The organism is Chlamydiota bacterium (genome assembly GCA_012729785.1).
Classification (GTDB): Bacteria; Auribacterota; Tritonobacteria; order UBA1439; family UBA1439; genus UBA1439.
In genome coordinates this window covers 13,512-31,018 of record JAAYCL010000015.1, presented here as the reverse complement: position 1 = coordinate 31,018, position 17,507 = coordinate 13,512, and the positions used below count along the sequence as shown (strand labels likewise).

Below are 17,507 nucleotides of genomic sequence, written 5' to 3'. Positions count from 1 at the left end.
GACGGATACCGTTATTGTGCCGGCCCCCGCCGCGCCGCCGCCGCGGCCATCTCGTTCTCGATCCACGCGATCTTCGCCCGGATGTCCCTCCCCTCCGGCATCAGGGCCGCGGCGCGGCGGTACTCCTCCAGGGCGCGCGGGAGGAACCCCCCGCCGAGACGCGCGTAGCAGTAGCCGAGCATCAGGCGGGTGTTGAGGTTCCACCGCTCGTCGCCGAGGCTCCGCCGCAGCTCGGCCGTCACCGCCGAGGCGATCGCCGGGTCCGCGAGGAGCGGATCGAGGTAGGCGAATCTGGGCTCGGCGGGCCTGATGTAGCGGTAGCGGTGCCGCTCGATCAGGGGCCTGTTTTTCGGGACAGTTCGCAGGTAGACCATCGCCCGGTCGTCGAAGAAGACGAGCGCCCAGTCCGGGCTGTCGTCGAGGTGGCGGGTCGTGTAGTCGGGCTCCCGGTCGATGATCGCGCAGGAGATGCCGTAGCGCTCGACGTACCCGTCCCAGACCTCGGGCATCCAGTAGCGCATGTAGGTCTCCAGAAACTCCGTCCCGTACATCTCGACCCGCCCGTCCACGAAGACCTTCTCCCGCGGGTGGAGCCGCCAGATCAGGTAGCCGCCGATCCCGTACGAGTTGAAGATCGGCCCCTCGACCCGGTTCTTCTCGACGAAGTCGACCGCCTGTTTGGGGACGAGCTTCCAGTTCACCCCGAGGCCGAACGGGTACTGTTGCGCAAACCGCCCCGCGTCGCTGAACAGGTACCAGACGGTGAAGCCGGCGACGGCCAGGGCCGCGAGGCCCTGCGCCGCCGTTCCGTGCCGCCGCCAGGCCCCGGAGATCCGGCCGGACGACAGCGGCCGGGAGAGGAGAAGGCGGAGATGCGGGGCGACGATCGGGACGGAGACCATCGCGAAGAAGGGGAGGCTACGCGGGGCGTCGATGGAGATCGCGCCGAAGGCGAGGAACAGGGCCAGGTCGGAGAAGTCCGGCCTCCTCCAGGACCGGGCGAGGAGCAGAACGCCTGCGGCGAGGAAGAGGCCGTGCAGGGAGAGGAGATCGGTGAGGCCGAAACGCCGCCACTCGACGATGTGCCGGAAGATCGGATCGCGGCTCATCAAGAAGTAGAAGACGACGCGGTGCGTGTTCGGGTTGACGAACGAGAGGAGGAATGCGGCCAGCGCCGCGGCGGCAAGCACGACCGCGCCCCGCGCCCCCCGGCGCCAAAAGACGGCGTTCAGCGCCTCGCCGGCGGCGACGCAGCCGAGGAGCAGCAGGCCGAGTATGGAGCCGCCGCCGTACAGGTTGGCCCAGAGCATCTGGAGCGGAGGGAGGAGGAGAAGGATCCGGTTCCCGCACCGACCGACCTTCCAGCGCGAGAGGAGGTACAGGTAGAGCGCCAGCAGAACGAACGAGAAGGTCTCGGGCCGCACGTAGAATCTCGGGCGGCTCGCGAAGACCGCCGCGAGCGTCACGGCGGCCGCGACGGTCCCGCCTCCGCCCGCCGTGTGCGCAGCCAGGTAGACGAGCCGGAACGAGACGGCGATGGCGGCGGCGTTCAGAAGGATCAGCCCCGGCGTGCCGACGATGCGGAAGAGGGCGCAGCCGAGGAGGTCGGAGAGCCAGTAGTGGGCGACCCACGGGAGCGTGGCGGTATACGAAAAGACATCCATGCGCGGGACGAGGCGATGTTCGAGTATATAGTTGCCGGTGGCGAGGTGCCACCAGTAGTCGTGCTCGGTGATCTCGAAGACGGCGAGGCAGAACGTCGCGAGGGACAGGGCGGCGACGAGCGGTGCGACGAGCGGTTTCCGTGCGTCGGCGCTCATCGGTTCCCCCCCGCGTTCCCCGCCCGCAGGTTCGCGCCGAATCGGCGCCTCCCCTCCTCGAGGAGATGTCGGGCCTCGGCCTCCCCGCCCCGGCGCGAGAGCATCCGGGCCAGCCGCAGCCGCGCCTCCGCGGAGTCGTGGCGCTCGAGCGATACCGCCTCCCGCAGGTGCCGCTCCGCCTCCGCCTCCATTTCGAGGAGGGAATACAGGACGCCGAGCCTCGTGTGGGCGCGCACGTCGAACGGCATGAGTTCGAGCTTCCGCCGGTACGCCTCGATCGCCTCACCCGGCGACCCGCACCGCTCCTCCGCCTCGCCGAGCAGGTCGTACGCCTCCGGCTCGGTGACCGAGCGCCTGAGCGCCTCGCGGCAGCGGCTGCGCGCCCGTTCCCACGCGCCGGCGAATGACGCGTAGCGCGCCTCGACGTACCGCCGCTCCCCCCGAAGCGGGGAGGCGATCGCCGGCAGGAGCGCCGGCCCCGCCGCCGCGGCGAGGAGGGCGAGCACCGCGCGCCCGGCGGCGGGGAGGCGGACGCACGAGAGCCGGAGCGGAACGGTCGCCGCCCCGCTCCCGACGACGGCGAAGAGGAACGCGAGCGCCGTCATCGACGCCGGGACGCGGAACGGGTAGCTGACCATCCCCTGCGCGAGCATCGCGGCGACGCCGCCCGCCGCCCCGACGTTCAGCGCGGCCTCGAGCGGCCCCGCGTCCCGGGAGAGGTTCCGCGCCGCCTGGGAGAAGAAGGCGCCCAGGAGCCAGGCCAGGAGGGCGACGCCGACCAGGCCCGTTTCGAGCCAGGTGGCCAGTAGTTCGTTGTGCGCGAAGTTCCCCTCGTAGACGGTCACCCCGCCCTCGGGGACGCCGCCGGGAAAATCGGCGGCGACGATCTCCGTGAGGTACCTGGAGATATACGGCTGGAAACTGTTCAGGCCGTGCCCGACGACCGGCCTCTCGCGGATCATCGCCCACGACGCCCGCCAGTAGAGCAGGCGCGTCCGCATGCCCGTGTAGTCGGCGGCGACGGTGTGCCGGTTCGCGAAGAGGAACGCGCCGAAACAGGCGAACAGGAGCGCGACGAGCGCCGCGAAACGCGGCAGCGCGGCGCCCCGGCGGCACCTCCCCCTCGCGAACCCCGCCAGAACGCCGATCGAGACAAGCCAGCCGAGCCAGCCGCCCCACGACACGGTAAAGAGGAGGCAGGCACACGAAACGAACGCGACGGCGGCGAAAACCGCCCGGTGCCGGAGCCGCGGCGCGTGGAAGACGAAGAAGGCGAGGGAGAGGGGGAAGAGGCCCACGATGAAATCCGCCAGGTAGTTGGGGTTGAGCATCGTGGCGTAGACGCGCCGGCCGAGCCCGGTCCCCCACGGGCTCTCCACGCCGAAGAGCCCCGCGAAGTGGCCGATGCCGAGGAGGGAGATCGCCGCAAGGCCCGCGAGCGCCCCCGCGGCGGCCAGGGTCCTCCGCCCGGGGGTGTCGGCGCCGGCGACGAGCGCGACGTAGAGGAGCGCGAAGAACAGGAGCTCGCAGAGCCGCCAGCGGACGTAGTACGCCGGCGGACCGCTCCACAGCGAGAGGCACGACCAGGCGAGGAGGAGGAAAAGCGGGAGATTCATCGCGTTACGGCGGAACGGGGTTTCCCCCGCCGCGAGAAACGACGCCAGACGCAGCGAGGCGGCGAGGGTGGCGACCATCCCGACCAGCGTCCACTTGACGAGCCCGTACGGGTCCTTCGGCCACCACGCCAGCGGCACGAGCACGAACAGGGTTGCCACGCCCGCCACGGCGGCCCGGGACGCCGCCGCGTGGAAATCGATCCGTTTAATTCCGGCGCAGATGCGGTTCATCGTCTCTCGACCCCCGGGGGGCCGGGGAGAGGCGGCGCGCCGGGGACAGGGGGGGTGCGCGCATCGCCGGATCCCCGCCCTTCTCGCGCCGGGGCGCTACCCCGCGCGCGGCGGCGCTCCTTGATCGTACGGGACCAGCACCATGTAATCATACGCCCTCCCCGGCGTCTCCGCGCGCCTCGGCAGGTAGCCGATCCGCTCGCCGTCGGCCCCGACCAGCCCGATCGCCATGAGGTAGCGCCCCGGGGGGAGCGGAGGCGGATAGATATCCACCCGCTCCCGCACCACGGCGCCCGTCTCCCACTTTTCCGGACCGAACGAACCTCCCACCGTGTGCCAGCACGGCTCGCCGATCCTCCGCAGCATCGGGTCCAGGAAGAAGATCCCGGCGTAGATCTCCCCCGCCACCGGCGCCGACGTCTTCCAGTAGACGGCGAGGGAGAGCAGGTCGCCGCGGATACCCCTGTCGGGCGGCTCCGGGTGGAAGCCGAGGAGCTCCATGCCGTTGGAGAAGGCCCCGTCGTTGGCGATCCCTCGCGGCGCCTCCGCGGGGACGCCGTCGACGTGTTGCGCCCCGCGCAGGCCGGCGACGCGGCAGAGGAACAGCTCGCGCGGGAAGACCAGGCACGCCTCCTCGGGCGGGAGGTTTGGCCGCCAGGGGGCGAGGTCGAGATCGGAGAGGAGGAGCTTCTCGGGCGACTTGTCCTCGTCCACGACGTCGCCCGCGATGAAGACGGCCTTCCCGGCGGCGAGCCGGCGGGAGATCTCGTCGAGCATCAGGCGGTTTTTCCGCGCGAACAGGTCCTTGCCGGCGCCCCCGCGCGCGAGCTCCCGGCCCACCACCTCGGGGTCGAGGAGCGATATCTTGTCGGGGGGGACGGCGCGCTCCACCTCGCTGAAGTACGCGTCGAGGAGGCCGTATACGAGCTTCGAGACGATCACCGCCTCCTGGGGGAGCTGCGCCAGCGTCCGCCTCCCCAGCACGTAGGCGCACTCCTCGCCCTTGAGATCGCAGCGCGAATAATTCCGCGCGACCTGCACGGCGGGCATCGCGAGCAGCGCGATGAGAAGCGCGATGCACACCAGTCCTGCAGCCTGAAGCGAGCGGTTGAACATGAATTCGTTAACGCGCAGCGCCACGGCGGCGCCCGGGAAGACGAGGAGGAAGATCGAGGGGAGGAAGAAGTTGGCCAGGTAGTCCGTCGCGCGCGGATTGCTCGGGTCGTGGATGGAGATCTCGGGGACGAAGGAGAGGGCGAAGAGCGCGACGAGGAACGGGAGCGGCAGGCGCGCGGCCGCCCCGGCACGGTCGCCGCGCCTGAGCGCCGCGACGCACGCGTGGAGATCAGCCGCGGCGAGGGCGATTCCCGCGAGGGCGAGCGCGAAGAGCGGATACCCGACGTCGGGGACGGCGTACGTGAGATAGAGCGGGACGTTGGGGAGCAGGCGGTTCAGGAAGAACATCGTCCCCCCCGTCCACGCCTTCCCCGAGAGGAACCACCGGTACCACGCGGCGCTCCCCATCTCGAACGGGCAGAGATAGTTCATCGGGTGGCTGTAGATGCCGGGCCGGGCGGCGAGGCGGATCGGGTAGTAGAGGTACGACAGCGCCCCCGCGAGGAGGAGCGCCGCGGGGACCGCCCACCGCGGGCGGACGCCGCGCACGCGGGCCGAGGCGAGCGCGAACGCCGCGACGGGGATGAGGACGGGGAGGACGCCGAGGAGGTTCACGCCGAGGGCGAGGCCGAGCGCTCCGGCGGAGACGGCGAGCCACCCCTCCCGGCCGCCGCCGTGCCACTTCAAAACGCCGAGCACGGAGGCCCCCGTCAGGAACAGGAAGAGCGTGTGGACCTCGGGGATCTCGCAGTGCGACCAGAAGACGTATGAGAAGGCGAAGGTCAGCGCGGCGGCGAGGGCGACGAGGAGGCCCGACCACTCCTCGCGCAACGGTCCGCACGACGGCGCGCCGCGCTCCCCCGCACGGCGGGAGGGGGCGTGCATCTCGACCAGCGCAAGGAACAGCACGGCGACCGTCCCCGCCCCGAAGACCGCCGAGAGGAGGTTGATACTCCATGACGGGCCGCCGAACGGCAGCATCGTGAAGAGCTTTCCGAGGAGCATGTACGCCGGGTGCCCCGGGGGGTGGTCGATGCCGAGGAGGTTCGCGCAGACGACGTACTCGAGGCCGTCCCAGGTGTTGAAGAGCGACATCGCTCCCCAGTTCGGGGCGAGGCAGGCGAGATAGACGATGAAGAGCCCCGCGAAAAGCGCCGCGGCGATGAGGGCCCCCCTCTTCACCGCCCCCCCCCGGGAGGCGCCGGCGGGGCGGGCGCCTCCGCGTTCGATCCGGCGTTCGAGAGGGGCGGAGCGGCGGACGGTCCGCCCCCGGCCGCCATCGCCTCCGCCAGCGCGAGATGCCGGCGCGCCCCCTCGTCGTCGGGCGCGATCTCGAGGACCTCCCTGAACCGCCGGATCGCCTCCTCGCGCATCCCTCTCCTGAGCGCCACGACGCCGAGATTGCCGATGGCGGCCGCGTGCCGCGGATCGTGCGAGAGCGCCCGGATGAAGAGCCGTTCCGCCTTGTCGAGGTTGTCCTGGGCGTAGTAGAACTGCCCCATGCGGGTGAGCGTGCGGGCGGGGTTCGACGAGATCTCCCGCGCGAGAGCGATGTTCCGCGCGGCGGGTTCGTAGGCGGGGTCGATCTCGAGGGCCCTGGAGAACTCGGCGAGGGCCCTCGTGGCATCCTCCTGCTCGAGGTAGACGAGGCCGAGGTTGTTGATCGCGTGGATGTAGTTCGGGTCGGCCTTCAGCGCCTTCCTGAACGATCTCTCGGCGAGGCGGAGGTCTCCCCGCTCGAACCGGATGCGCCCGAGGTTGTTGTGGGCGGGGGCGAACGAGTCGTCCAGCGCGATCTCCTTCTCGTAGTCGGCGGCCGCCCGCGCGTCGTCGCCCGTGCGGGAGCGGAGCATCCCGAGGTTGTAGTGGATTCTCGGGAGGGCGGGGTTCGCGGCGGCCAGCCGCTCGAACTCCTCGATCGCCCGGTCCTCCATCCCCCGGTTCAGGTACGTAAGGGCGAGGAGCCCGCGCGCCTCGACCGACTCCGGGTGCTCCTTCAAATAGTCGTCCAGTTCGCCCAGTATCTGCAGCTCGATCGACGGGTCCCACCCCCTGAACCGCATCCTCTCCGTGTCAAGGACGGCGTACCGGACCGCCGCGATGCGCGGCCGGTTCCCCGGCACGTCGCGCAAAAAGACCATCGAATGAAGATCCCAGTAGCCGAGCCGCCATCCGCCCGACGCGCTCAGGGCGCGGATGAGCGGATGGAGTTTCTCCGCGGTGGAGACGAGGACGAGGTTCACCCCGCGGCGGTCGAGCGCCTCCTCCCATCCCTCCCTCGCCGACTCGATCGTCTCGTATTCGGCCCAGACCTCGGGCGAGTAGACATCGGGCCCCCGTCCGTCGATGAAGACCCGGTACCCTGGGTAGATCCTCCATATCAGGAACCCGCCCCAGTCGTAGCTGTTGAAGATCGGCCCCAGGGGTTTCGCCGTCTCGACGTAGCGCACGGCCCCCTCGGGATAGACGATGCCGCCGTACCCGAGCCCGAACCCGGGCCGGCGGACCGCCCACGCCATCGCCGCGACGAGCAGCGCCGCGACGACGGCGTCCGCCGCCGTGCGCCGGCGAGAGAGGTATGCGGCGATCTCCGGCGCCAGCGGCCCGATGAAACGGGCGAACTGGCAGGCGATGGCCGGCGCCGCGACCACGGGGAGGAGCGGGGCGTTGCGGGCCATGGCCACCGACGCGGCGCCGGAGAGGACGACGAGCAGGGTGTCCGCGGGGTCCATGCTCGTGACGAACATCACAAGCGTGAAGACCGCCAGGAGCACGAAGGAGGCGAAGGCGGGGAACTGGAAGAGCGGGAGCGGCGCCGCCTCGGTGAGCGCGCCGAGGTAGTCGGAGTGCTTCGTGAGCAGTTCGAGCGGGGACAGGAACCTCCGCCACGATATGGGGTTGCAGGTGAACGCGAGGCAGGATGCGGCAAAAATCAGGGCGAGACCGGCGAGGTCGCCCGGCCGCAGGCGCTGCCACCCGTTTCTCTCCGCGTGGCCCGGGAGGAGGCACACGGCGATCCCTCCGGCGAGGCACACCGCCAGGATGCCGAGGCCGACGAAGGCGAGCGGATGCACGTTGACCCAGCAGAGCATCAGGAGGGGGAAGAAACAGAGCGGCCGCCTCCGTCCCTCGCGGAACTGCTCGATGAAGAGGAGGAGCAGCGCGATGAAGAGCCAGCTGAAGAGCTCCGGCCTGAATGCGAGGCGCACCCGGCAGGCGAGCGCGGCGAGGAAGACCACCGCGAGGGAGAGGTACCGGTTCTTCGAGCGTTTCGCGGCCACGAGGTACAGGACGAGGAAGACGGCGGTGAACAGGGCCGCCTTCGCCAGCGTCATCAGGCCGACCCCGCCCGCCTGGTGCAGGAGATAGACGAAAATCCCGAAGAGCCACTCCTTGTTGTCCCAGGCGGCGCCGGTGGTGGAGAAGATGTCGCGGGCGGGGAACGAGCGCGTCTGGACCAGGTGGCGCCCCACGGCGAGGTGCCACCAGATGTCGAGACCGAGGAGGTCGGTCATCGCCGAGAGGAAGATTGCCGCGGCGAAGAGGAGAACGAGCAGCCGGTTCACGGGTACCTTCCAGACGACCGGACTCGGCGCGTGCATCGCTATGCCTCCGTGGGGGGCGTGTCCCTGAAGAGCCCCTCGTGGTGGTGCTGACTCACGATCTGACTCAGACGCAGCCGGAACCGCCGCGGGCGGGCGAGGCCGGCGGCGTGCGCCGCGTAGTTCGCCATCACCCCGAGCGTCTTGATCCCGTAGCGCAAACTCACCGAAAAATTCACGGACGAGGCCTCCGGAAAATAGCGGGCCGGCACCGGAACCTCCCCGATCCTGAAGCCGTAGGCGAACGCCTGCGCGATCATCTCAGAGTCGAAGACGAAGTCGTCGGAGTTGAGGAGGAACGGAACGGTCTCGAGGAGCGCCCGGCGATACGCCCTGAAGCCGGTGTGGAGGTCGGTGAACCTCTGACGGTAGACGAGGCTCTGGAAGGCGGTGAGCGCCCGGTTGAAGACGATCTTGTAGACCGGCATCCCCCCGGCGCGCGCCCCGCCGTCGAGCATCCGCAAGCCGAGCACCATGTCGCAGCGCCCCTCGGCGATCGGCGCGATCATCCGCGGGATCAGACGCGAGTCGTACTGGTAGTCCGGGTGCAGCATCACGACGATGTCGGCGCCGTCCCTGAGCGCCTCGAGGTAGCAGGTCTTCTGGTTGCCGCCGTACCCCATGTTCTGCATGTGCACGACGACCTTCACGCCGAGACGGCGGGCGATCTCGACCGTCTCGTCCCGGCTCACGTCGTCCACGAGGATGATCCGATGGACGGCGTCCCTCGGAATGTCCCGGTAGGTCTGTTCGAGGGTTTTGGCCGCGTTGTAGGCGGGCATCACGACCACGACCCGCGGCGCCGGCGCTCCCATCGTCTCCCCCTTCGCGCGGCGGGTGCTACGCCCCCGTCACCCGCGCGCGTTTCTCCCTCTCGTCCTTGGACTTCCCGGCGTCGATCGGCTTGCAGACGTACGCCGGCCTGCCGCACTCCAAGGGCAGGATGTCGACTCGCCCCCCGATCCAGCTCCTCACCCCCGGCTCGGGGGTCCCGGGACCGGTCCCGTGACGCCCGTCGGGCAGGGGGCCGATCCAATCGAAGGCGTTCCGCCCCCGGAACTCGGCGAGCATCATGAAGCACCGGCCCTTGCAGAACGCGCACCGCACCCGCGCGAGAGGGACGCCGCCGAGCTGCGCCTTGTGAGCCTGTGCGCGGTAGAGACGCATCCCGGCCGCGCCGCAGCCCGCCGCGCCCGCCAGGCACACGGCAGCCGCCTCGACGCAGACCCGCGGAATCCCCGCCCTCGGCCGCGCGCGCCGTTTCCGGGAACCGGCGCATCCCCCGCCGGATCCCGCGAGGCCGGTTATTCGAGAGGCTGGAACTCGTGCTCCTGCGCCGCCTGCTCCTCCGCGGGGATCCCCGCCTCCTCCGTCGCCGCCGGTGCCCCCTCGGCTTTCTGCTGCTTCCTGGCCTGCCGCCGGGCCATCTTCTCCATCGCCTTCTGCTTGCGCTTGAGCTCCTTCTGCCGCTTCATGTAGCTTTCGGGACCGCGTCTTCCCATCTGATCACCCCCTCCCGTTGACCGTTGCGTGGGCCATTGTACTACGAAACCGGCATGCCTGTCCCCGCCGTCTCTCCGCCGCGCAACTCTTGCCGCCGCGCGGGCTCCACGGCGAGATGGCGGCGAATCTCTGCCTCCCCGACTGCATGGAGGGCGTCGATGAACGCGGCCGGAAAGCTGCCGGGCCCCGCGCTGGTTTTCGCCGCCGTCTGGCCGCATATCCCGTAGACGCCGAAGGCCGCGGCAGCGGCGATCGTGAAATCCCCGTCCGCGACCGCGCAGAACGCCGCCGTGGCCGCCGACAGGCCGCACCCGATCCCGGTGACGCGGGTCATCGCCGGGTGGCCGTTGCCGATGCAAAACGCCCGCCTCCCGTCGGTGACGAGATCCCGCTCCCCGGAAACCGCGACGACGCACCCCCGTTCGCGCGCCAGGGCGTCGGCCGCGCGGCGCACCCGGGCGGTAACCCGGTCCGCGGAATCGACCCCCCGCGTCTTCGCGTGCCCCGAAACGACGGCGAGCAGCTCGGAGGCGTTGCACCGGACGACGGAGACGCGGGCGTCGCGCAGGATCCTTCGCGCCGCCCTCGTCCGCATCGCGGTCGCCCCGGCGCCGACCGGGTCGAGGACCACCGGGATCCCCTTGGCGTCGGCCGCCGCTGCCGCCAAAACCATCGACTCGACCCACCGTTCGTCGAGCGTGCCGATATTGAGCACGAGGGCATCGGCGCGCGACGCCATCTCCTCCACCTCGCTCCCGGCGTGGGCCATCACCGGCGAGGCGCCCAGTGCCAGCAGGATGTTGGCGGAGGACTCCATCGCCACGAGGTTGGTGATGTTATGGATGAGCGGGGCGCGCCTGCGCACCCTGTCGAGCAGCGCGGCGGCAGACGCGGTGAAATCGTCGAGAAGGCGCACGGGCGTCCCCCGCCGTTTCCGCGTAGGGCTTTGTTTCGATCTGTTCCCCGAACCCATGGCGTCTCCCTCCGCCCCGCGGGCCGCCTCCTCGGGACGCCCCGCGCCAGAAAAAAGCCCCGCTCCCGACAGGTGCCCCGTCAGAAGCAGGGTCATCGCGCCCCCCCGCCACCCTGTTGCGCCGCTCCGCCGGCCACCCGGCAGCGCCCTGCCCCTCTTCCGTCGATCCGTCGCGGGGTTCCGACTCCGCCGCGTCCCCGGATGCCGCACACGAGCGACCTGAACCCGTGGTACTGGTGGGCGATACAGGATTCGAACCTGTGACCTCTTGCGTGTCGAGCAAGCGCTCTAGCCAACTGAGCTAATCGCCCCGACCTTACGGGGCGGCCCGACCCCCGCCCCGTGGAAACCTTGTTCCGCGCCGCGTCCCGGCGCCTTTGTTTTGGGGCGGCCCACGCCCGCCCCCGCCGCTCCGCCGGCGCAAAACATCCCTACGCCCCGCAGACGAGCCGACGACGCATCCCGCGATCTTCCGTTCGATGCGCCGCGAAACCCCGCCACCCACGGAGAAATCCGGCCCGGGGACCGAACCCCGTCGCGACCGGGGACCTCCCGCGGGCCCGGTGTACAGTATACGACGGAACGGGCCGCTCCGCAAACGTTTTAGCGGAAAAGGGGGATGAGGAACGCGTATGCAAGGATGAACGTCCCGAGGATGATGACGGCCATCGCGATCGCCGCCTTGACCTTCGCGGCGCGCTGCTCGTGCTTGCGCAGGCCGATCGTGCCGAAGCTCCCGGCGCTGAGGTAGCTCACGAAACGCCTCTTGGAGTCAGGGATGACGGCGGGCCCCAAAAAGCGGGGGCCCGCGGTCTCCTTGAGTTTACGCCTCGGTTTCGGGTTCAGGATGAAGCGGTCCAGCCGGCGTATCTCCCGGCTGATCTCGGCGATGCGGTGGTCCAGCTCCCTGAGCTCCCGGGAGGCGGGACGGCGGCGAAACAGATGCGGCCAACGCATGGCTCGGCGCTCCCTTTCCACCGGCAATCGAACGGATCGAACCGGCGACGCGCTACAGAAAGATCACCAGGAGGGCGATCGCGGCGGCCATCACCGCCGCGGGGAGAAGGAGCCAGAAGCCGATCCTCAGCAGCTCCCCCGCCCCGAGCGGGCGCAGCGACGGCGGCGGCCCCGCGACCGCCACCGCCTCGTCCTCCGCGCCGTCGTGCGCGGGCCTTCCCTCGAGGGCGCGGATGCGCGCCCGCGCCTCGCTCAGCTCCGTGCGGCCGCGATGGAGGAGGACGAGCGCGCGGGTGAGCTCCTCCTTGAGCGTCGCCTGCGTCCAGCGATCCTCCCGGATCGAGGCGAGCTCCTCGACCGTCCTGGCGAAGCCCTCGCGCGTGTCCCGGACAAGCGCCGCGCGGCGGGCGAGCGCCGCCTCCTCGCTCTCGAGCACGGCGAGGGACTTCAGGAGGCGGTCGGAGAGCTCCTTCCTGCCCCGGTGCCACTCCTCCTGGCGCTGTCCGAGGTCTTCGAGCGCGGCCTTCTCGCGCTCGAGATCCTCCTGCTGCTTGCGAAGCCGCGCGATCTGCTCCTTCGCCTTCTCCACCTTGGCGAGGAGATCCTCCTGCTCTTTCAGATTCATCATACGTTCTCCCGGCGCCCCCGCCTTTTCGCGTCAGAGGAGATCGAGCACCTGCCTCAGATCCGTCACCTGGTAATCCGGCACGCGGTGCGACATCTCCGGGTCCCGTCGCGCCGTCTCTATCTCGCGCTCCATCTGGCCCACGAGGTCCCCGTCCTCAGCGCGCCGTTTCACGAGCACCGTCCACATCCCGGCCATGTTGCCCATCTGCACGTCGGTGAGCCGGTCGCCGACCATCAGCGCCCGCTTCGGCGAAACCCGCAGCTTCTCGAGGACGATCTTCGCGATGCGGGGGTCTGGCTTCTCGAGCCTGTCCCTGAGCGAATCGTTCCAGTCGAAGAACGCGTCCGGCGGCAGGAGGCCGGGGACCTGCTTGAACGCCTCCAGAACCACGGTCTTCGTCGTGAACGTCGCCACGCCGTACTTGACCCGTTTCTCGCCGAGCGCGCGCAACAGCGCCACCGCGTCGGGGAACAGCTTCGAACTCCCCGCCCGTATGTAGCGCACGCGCTCCCGCTCATCCACGACGCCCTTGGCCTTCTGGAAATGGGCCCAGGTCGTCTTCAGGCCGATCGTCTCGAGCTTCTCCAGGAACCCCTTGTTCGTGAAGTAGGAGAGCATGTACTCCTCCTCCCTCCCCTTCGGAACGGACCCGCCGCACTCCTCGACGGTCTTGACGAAGACGTCCTTCCAGTAGATCTTCGGGTTCGGGTAGATCTTCGCGATGGTGTTGTCGTTGTCGAAGATCACCGCCTGCATTCGCGTGGCCATTCGGTCCCTCCGCGTGTATGGGGCGCCACCGCCGTCGGACGCGATCGGCGTCAGCCCTGCTTCTGCCGCTTCCTCTCCCGCTTTGATCTCAACCACCGCTCGTATTCCTCGGCGACTCCCTCCCGCCGCTGCTCGAACTCCTCGAGGGAGATCTCCTTCGACGGCTCCCGCCGGATCCGCCGCAGCGAGAGGTACGCCTGGTACGCGAGGATCGATTTCGCCCTGGCGAGGACGAGGAGCAGCGTTTCGATCGCCTTGTCGTTGCCGATGCGTTCGAGGCCGACCACCATCCTCTCCCCCTCGTCCCACGGGATATCCTTCAGGGAGAGCATCTTCGCGATCTCATCGACGGCCCACGGTTCGCCGAGCAGCCCCAGGGACATCGCCGCGGCGCGCCGCACCTCGGGGACCCACGACTGCGCGTAGCGCAGCAGCGCGGCGGAGCTCCCCTTGTCCCCGCATATCCCCGCCAGGCGGACCAGGAACACGGTCACCGGCAGCTTCCCCTTCTCCATCCAGCCCTCCACCCACCGGAGAAAGGCGGTCCGCTCCGCGGAGTCGGGGAATCCCTGCCGCAGACAGACCTTCTGCGCCTCGCCGGTGCAGACGGCGAGATACTGGTCGAGCATCTGCCGGACGGGCGTGCCCCCCGCCTCGTAGTGCTCCACCATCAGGCGGACGATGCGGTAGAGGGAGAGCTCCCCCCGGCGGTGGACGGACAGATCCAAAGACCGCAGGTCGCGGAAACAGGCGTCGATCTCCTTGCTGAGCTCGAAGAAGCTCGCCTTGGCGAACGGGCCGCTTTTCGGAAGGAAATCCCACCCGGTGATGAGGGTCAAGGCGACGATCCCCCTCCCGTCCTCTGGCAGGGGGCGGTACGATCCCGAAGCCTCCCGCCACCAGTGCGCCCACTTCTCCTGGAGCTGGCGGTCGGAGGGACTGGTCTCCTTCGGCGCCGTCCGCGACTGGCGGGCGTACTCCTCGACGAGCAGCAGGGCCGCCGAGCGGATGGACGGGTCGGCGCTGTCGAGCAGGCCGATCAGCCCCTCCATCACCCTCGGGTCCTCCGAGCGCTGCACCGCCTCGCGGATCTCCCGGTAGCGGTCGCCCTTTATCCGGCCGCGGGCGATGTAGTCGATCAACACCGGGAGGGCTTCGGGGTCCCCGGTCCGCAGGAGCGCCGCCGCGGCCTCGTCCTCGAACACCCCGCCGGCCATCGCCGTCCGGAGGGTGCCGCGCGCCCCGTCTCCTCCCACGATGCCCAGCATCCTGATGCAGGCCCACCGGCACACGTAGGGGAGCTTCGGCCAGCCCGCGGAGATACGGGCGACGAACCGGTCGCGCGCGGGGGTGGCCTGGAATTGGAACGGGTAGCCGAGGCAGTCCATCTTCTGGAAGAGCGTTTCAAGCTTCCTCAGCACCTCGCTCGAATTGCCGGCCCGCTCGGCGGCCGCGGCCTTCCCGATCAGGGACTCGAACTGCGCCCCGAACTCCTCCTCGGCGGCGGCGCGGCGCGCAGGGGCGTAGTTGCTGAAGCCGGCGAGGGCGAAGAGGACCGCCGAGATCCCGCGGTCGATCTCGTTCTCCTCCGTGCCCGGCGGCGAAGCGGGGGTCGGCTCGGCGGCGTCGAACAGCGGGACGAGCGGGTCCGGGGAGGCCGGCGCCGCCGACACCGGCGCCTGCGCCTCGGGCGAATCCGGCGCGAGCTCCCGGTTCAGGGTCTGCAGCCAGTCCAGCCGCTGCTGGCGGATCATGATTGCCTTGAAGGTCAGCAGCAGCAGCACGAGCATGAGTGCGGCGGTGACGATGATGACCTTCTTGGTGAAGGAGATTGCCATCGACGTTTCCTCACTGCGCGCGGTCTGCCGCGTCGCGCGTCAAGGCGCACAGCTCCGCCCTGACGCGCCCCATCACCGCCTGCCGCATCTTCTTCCCCCGGAGGGGGGACACCGCGTCGAGCATGAACGGCCTGCCTATCCTGATCGTGAGCCGCACGCCCCTGCGCAGCACCGTCAGCGGCCGATACAGGTCCCTGCACCCGGAGATCCCGACCGGCACGAGCGGCACGTTCGTCCGCTGGGCGATGAGGCTCAACCCCGGCCTGAGCTGATCCCCCTTCTCGAGGCGCCGGATGCCGCCCTCGGGGAAGATGAGCAGCACGCCGCCGGCCGCCAGCGTCTCGACCGCCTCCTCGACCGCCCTCCGGTCGAGGCTGCCGCGGCTCACGGGGATCGCCCCCACCCGCCGGAACAGGAAACCGAGCGGGGGGAATTTGAACAGCCCCTCCATCGCCATGATATGCACCGGGACCGACATGAAGCATACCACGAACGGGGGATCGAACCAGGAGAGATGGTTCGAGAAAAGGATGTACGGCGGATCGGGCAGGTTCTCGAAATCCTGCAACTCCACGCGCGCGCAGAGACGGAAGAACGCCCTGAAGAACGGCCTCAGCATGCGCTGGAGCAGCAGTCTCCCCCCGGTCGTCTTTTCCATGGCGATGTCCTATATCTTGGCGATATCCTCGAAGAGGATGTCGATGCCGAAGACCCCGACGACTGCCCCGTGCGCCCCGCGTATCGGCGCCGACACGGTGATGCCCAGCGCCCCGTCCAGCAGCGAGGTGTAGAAATCGCTCACGTGCGTCTTCCCCGTCCGCATCGGCCCCTTGAACCAGTCCCGGTTCGAGAAGTCGAAGCCGGGGGTGAAGTAGGCGTCGTACTTCTCCTGGTCGAACGCCCTGACGATGTTCGGGGTGATCTTCCTGCCCGCGGTGTCGGTCACGTAGAGGTACTTGATGAACGGGTGGTCCTCGAGCATCCGCGAAAGCACCGGCTGCATCCTCGCCCCGTCCATGGAGCAGACCTCGTCGCACTCCGTCACCTTCTCCACCAGCCGCTGCGCGATCGCCCGTACGCGGGTCTTCAGACGGTCGAAGTCCGACGCGAACAGGTGCGGAAGGTGCAGGCGGGCGAGGTGGAGCATCTCCTCGTCGGAGATGCAGGTGGTCCGCCGCGCCGCGTACTGCTCGTCGACCCACTTCTTCATCTTCATCAGGCCCGGCTCGCGCTTGTCGATGCGCCGGTCGCCCTCGAGCCCGAGGTAGGAGTCGACCCAGTAGGCGATCCCCGCCACGCCCGACTTGTCGGCGATGCTCACCCTGACCGGCCTCTTGAGAAGCTTCACCGTGTCGAAGGCGTTGTAGATCTCCTCGTGCTTGAGCGCGCCGTCGGCGTGGATCCCGGCGCGGGTGGTGTTGAAGTCCAGGCCGACGAACGGGTAGTTCGGGGGCACCTGCACGCCGAGCTCGTCCTGGAAGTAGCGGGCGATCTTCGTGATCACCGAGGTGTCGACCCCCGCGGGGCGGCCGCGAAGGGAGAGGTAGTCCATCACGAGCCCCTCGAGCGGGGGGTTTCCGGTCCGCTCGCCGAAGCCCAGCAGGGCCCCGTTCGCGGCGGCGCAACCGTGCAGCCAGGCCGCGACGGCGTTCGCCAGCACCTTGTGGAAGTCGTTGTGCCCGTGCCATTCGAGTCGCGCGGGCGGCACGCCGGCCTCGCGGCGCAGGCCGTGGATGAGGCGCGGGACGCTCCTCGGGAGCGCCGCATGGGCGAACGGCACCCCGTACCCGAGCGTATCGCAGGCGCGCACCTTGACCGGGATGCCGCTCTCCTCGGAGAGGCGCATCAGCGCCTGCACGAACGGCACGACGAACCCGTGGAAATCGGCGCGGGTGATATCCTCCAGGTGGCAGCGCGGGATGACGCCCGCCTCGAGCGCCGCCCGGACGATGCCGAGGTAGTTCTCGGCCGCCTGCCTCCTCGTCCAGTTGAGCTTGAGGAAGATATGGTAGTCGGAACAGGAGGTGAGGATGCCCGTCTCCTTCAGCCCCATCTCGCGGACGAGCCGGAAATCCTCCTTCTTCGCCCTGATCCAGCCGGTCACCTCGGGGAACCGGTGGCCGAGGGCGAGGCAGCGGCGCACCGCCTCCTGGTCCTGCGGGCTGTAGAGGAAGAACTCGCACTGCCGGATGAGCCCGCTCCCCCCGTCCAGCTCGTGCAGCATCCCGTAGATCCGGGCGATCTGCGCGGCCGTGTACGGCGGGCGCGACTGCTGCCCGTCCCTGAACGTCGTGTCGGTGATCCAGAACTCCCGCGGGATGTCGAGCGGGACCGCCTCCCCCTCGAACCCCACGCGCGGGACCTCGTCGTAGGGGAACAGGTCGCGGAACAGCTCCGGTTCCTCGACGTCCCGCACCCCCCCCGCCTCAGTGGCGCCGCCTCTGTTCACTGTACC

General features: G+C 69.7%; 14 protein-coding genes and 1 tRNA gene. All 15 read right to left on the bottom strand.

Features of this window, described 5'->3' with window-relative positions; translation table 11 throughout:
- Positions 1-11 precede the first annotated feature (11 nt).
- Positions 12-1,820, bottom strand: a complete 1,809-nt coding sequence (locus GXY35_03395) for a hypothetical protein (GenBank protein NLW93633.1) — start codon at positions 1,818-1,820, stop codon at positions 12-14.
- Entirely contained in the window at positions 1,817-3,667 is a 1,851-nt protein-coding gene (locus tag GXY35_03390) for a hypothetical protein (GenBank protein NLW93632.1), read from the bottom strand. The genes GXY35_03395 and GXY35_03390 overlap by 4 nt, the downstream gene beginning before the upstream one ends.
- Before the next feature lie 96 nt (positions 3,668-3,763).
- Positions 3,764-5,965, bottom strand: a complete 2,202-nt coding sequence (locus GXY35_03385; GenBank protein ID NLW93631.1) for a DUF2723 domain-containing protein — start codon at positions 5,963-5,965, stop codon at positions 3,764-3,766.
- A complete protein-coding gene (locus GXY35_03380; GenBank protein ID NLW93630.1) occupies positions 5,962-8,385 on the bottom strand; it encodes a tetratricopeptide repeat protein in 2,424 nt (807 codons plus the stop codon). Before GXY35_03380 ends, GXY35_03385 begins: the two co-directional genes overlap by 4 nt.
- Positions 8,386-8,387: 2 nt before the next feature.
- Positions 8,388-9,200 (bottom strand): glycosyltransferase family 2 protein, encoded by an 813-nt coding sequence (locus tag GXY35_03375; protein ID NLW93629.1) that lies wholly within the window; start codon positions 9,198-9,200, stop codon positions 8,388-8,390.
- Between the two features lie 25 nt (positions 9,201-9,225).
- Positions 9,226-9,591: a hypothetical protein gene (locus tag GXY35_03370; GenBank protein ID NLW93628.1), complete on the bottom strand. Its 366-nt coding sequence runs from the start codon at positions 9,589-9,591 to the stop codon at positions 9,226-9,228.
- A gap of 98 nt (positions 9,592-9,689) precedes the next feature.
- Positions 9,690-9,887 carry a hypothetical protein gene (locus tag GXY35_03365; protein ID NLW93627.1) on the bottom strand — a complete coding sequence of 66 codons (198 nt, stop codon included), beginning with the start codon at positions 9,885-9,887 and terminating at the stop codon, positions 9,690-9,692.
- Between the two features lie 41 nt (positions 9,888-9,928).
- A complete protein-coding gene (thiM, locus tag GXY35_03360) occupies positions 9,929-10,861 on the bottom strand; it encodes a hydroxyethylthiazole kinase (protein ID NLW93626.1) in 933 nt (310 codons plus the stop codon).
- Positions 10,862-11,095: 234 nt separating this feature from the next.
- Positions 11,096-11,172 (bottom strand) — tRNA-Val (locus tag GXY35_03355).
- A 292-nt stretch (positions 11,173-11,464) separates the two neighbouring features.
- Positions 11,465-11,818, bottom strand: a complete 354-nt coding sequence (locus GXY35_03350; GenBank protein ID NLW93625.1) for a hypothetical protein — start codon at positions 11,816-11,818, stop codon at positions 11,465-11,467.
- A gap of 52 nt (positions 11,819-11,870) precedes the next feature.
- Complete coding sequence (locus GXY35_03345) at positions 11,871-12,446, bottom strand: hypothetical protein (protein NLW93624.1); 576 nt, start codon at positions 12,444-12,446, stop codon at positions 11,871-11,873.
- A gap of 30 nt (positions 12,447-12,476) precedes the next feature.
- Positions 12,477-13,214 carry an HAD family hydrolase gene (locus tag GXY35_03340; protein NLW93623.1) on the bottom strand — a complete coding sequence of 246 codons (738 nt, stop codon included), beginning with the start codon at positions 13,212-13,214 and terminating at the stop codon, positions 12,477-12,479.
- A gap of 50 nt (positions 13,215-13,264) precedes the next feature.
- Positions 13,265-15,052, bottom strand: a complete 1,788-nt coding sequence (locus tag GXY35_03335; GenBank protein NLW93622.1) for a hypothetical protein — start codon at positions 15,050-15,052, stop codon at positions 13,265-13,267.
- Between the two features lie 10 nt (positions 15,053-15,062).
- Positions 15,063-15,710, bottom strand: a complete 648-nt coding sequence (locus tag GXY35_03330) for a 1-acyl-sn-glycerol-3-phosphate acyltransferase (GenBank protein NLW93621.1) — start codon at positions 15,708-15,710, stop codon at positions 15,063-15,065.
- 9 nt (positions 15,711-15,719) lie between these two features.
- Positions 15,720-17,501: a histone-lysine N-methyltransferase gene (locus GXY35_03325; GenBank protein ID NLW93620.1), complete on the bottom strand. Its 1,782-nt coding sequence runs from the start codon at positions 17,499-17,501 to the stop codon at positions 15,720-15,722.
- Between the last annotated feature and the right edge of the window lie 6 nt (positions 17,502-17,507).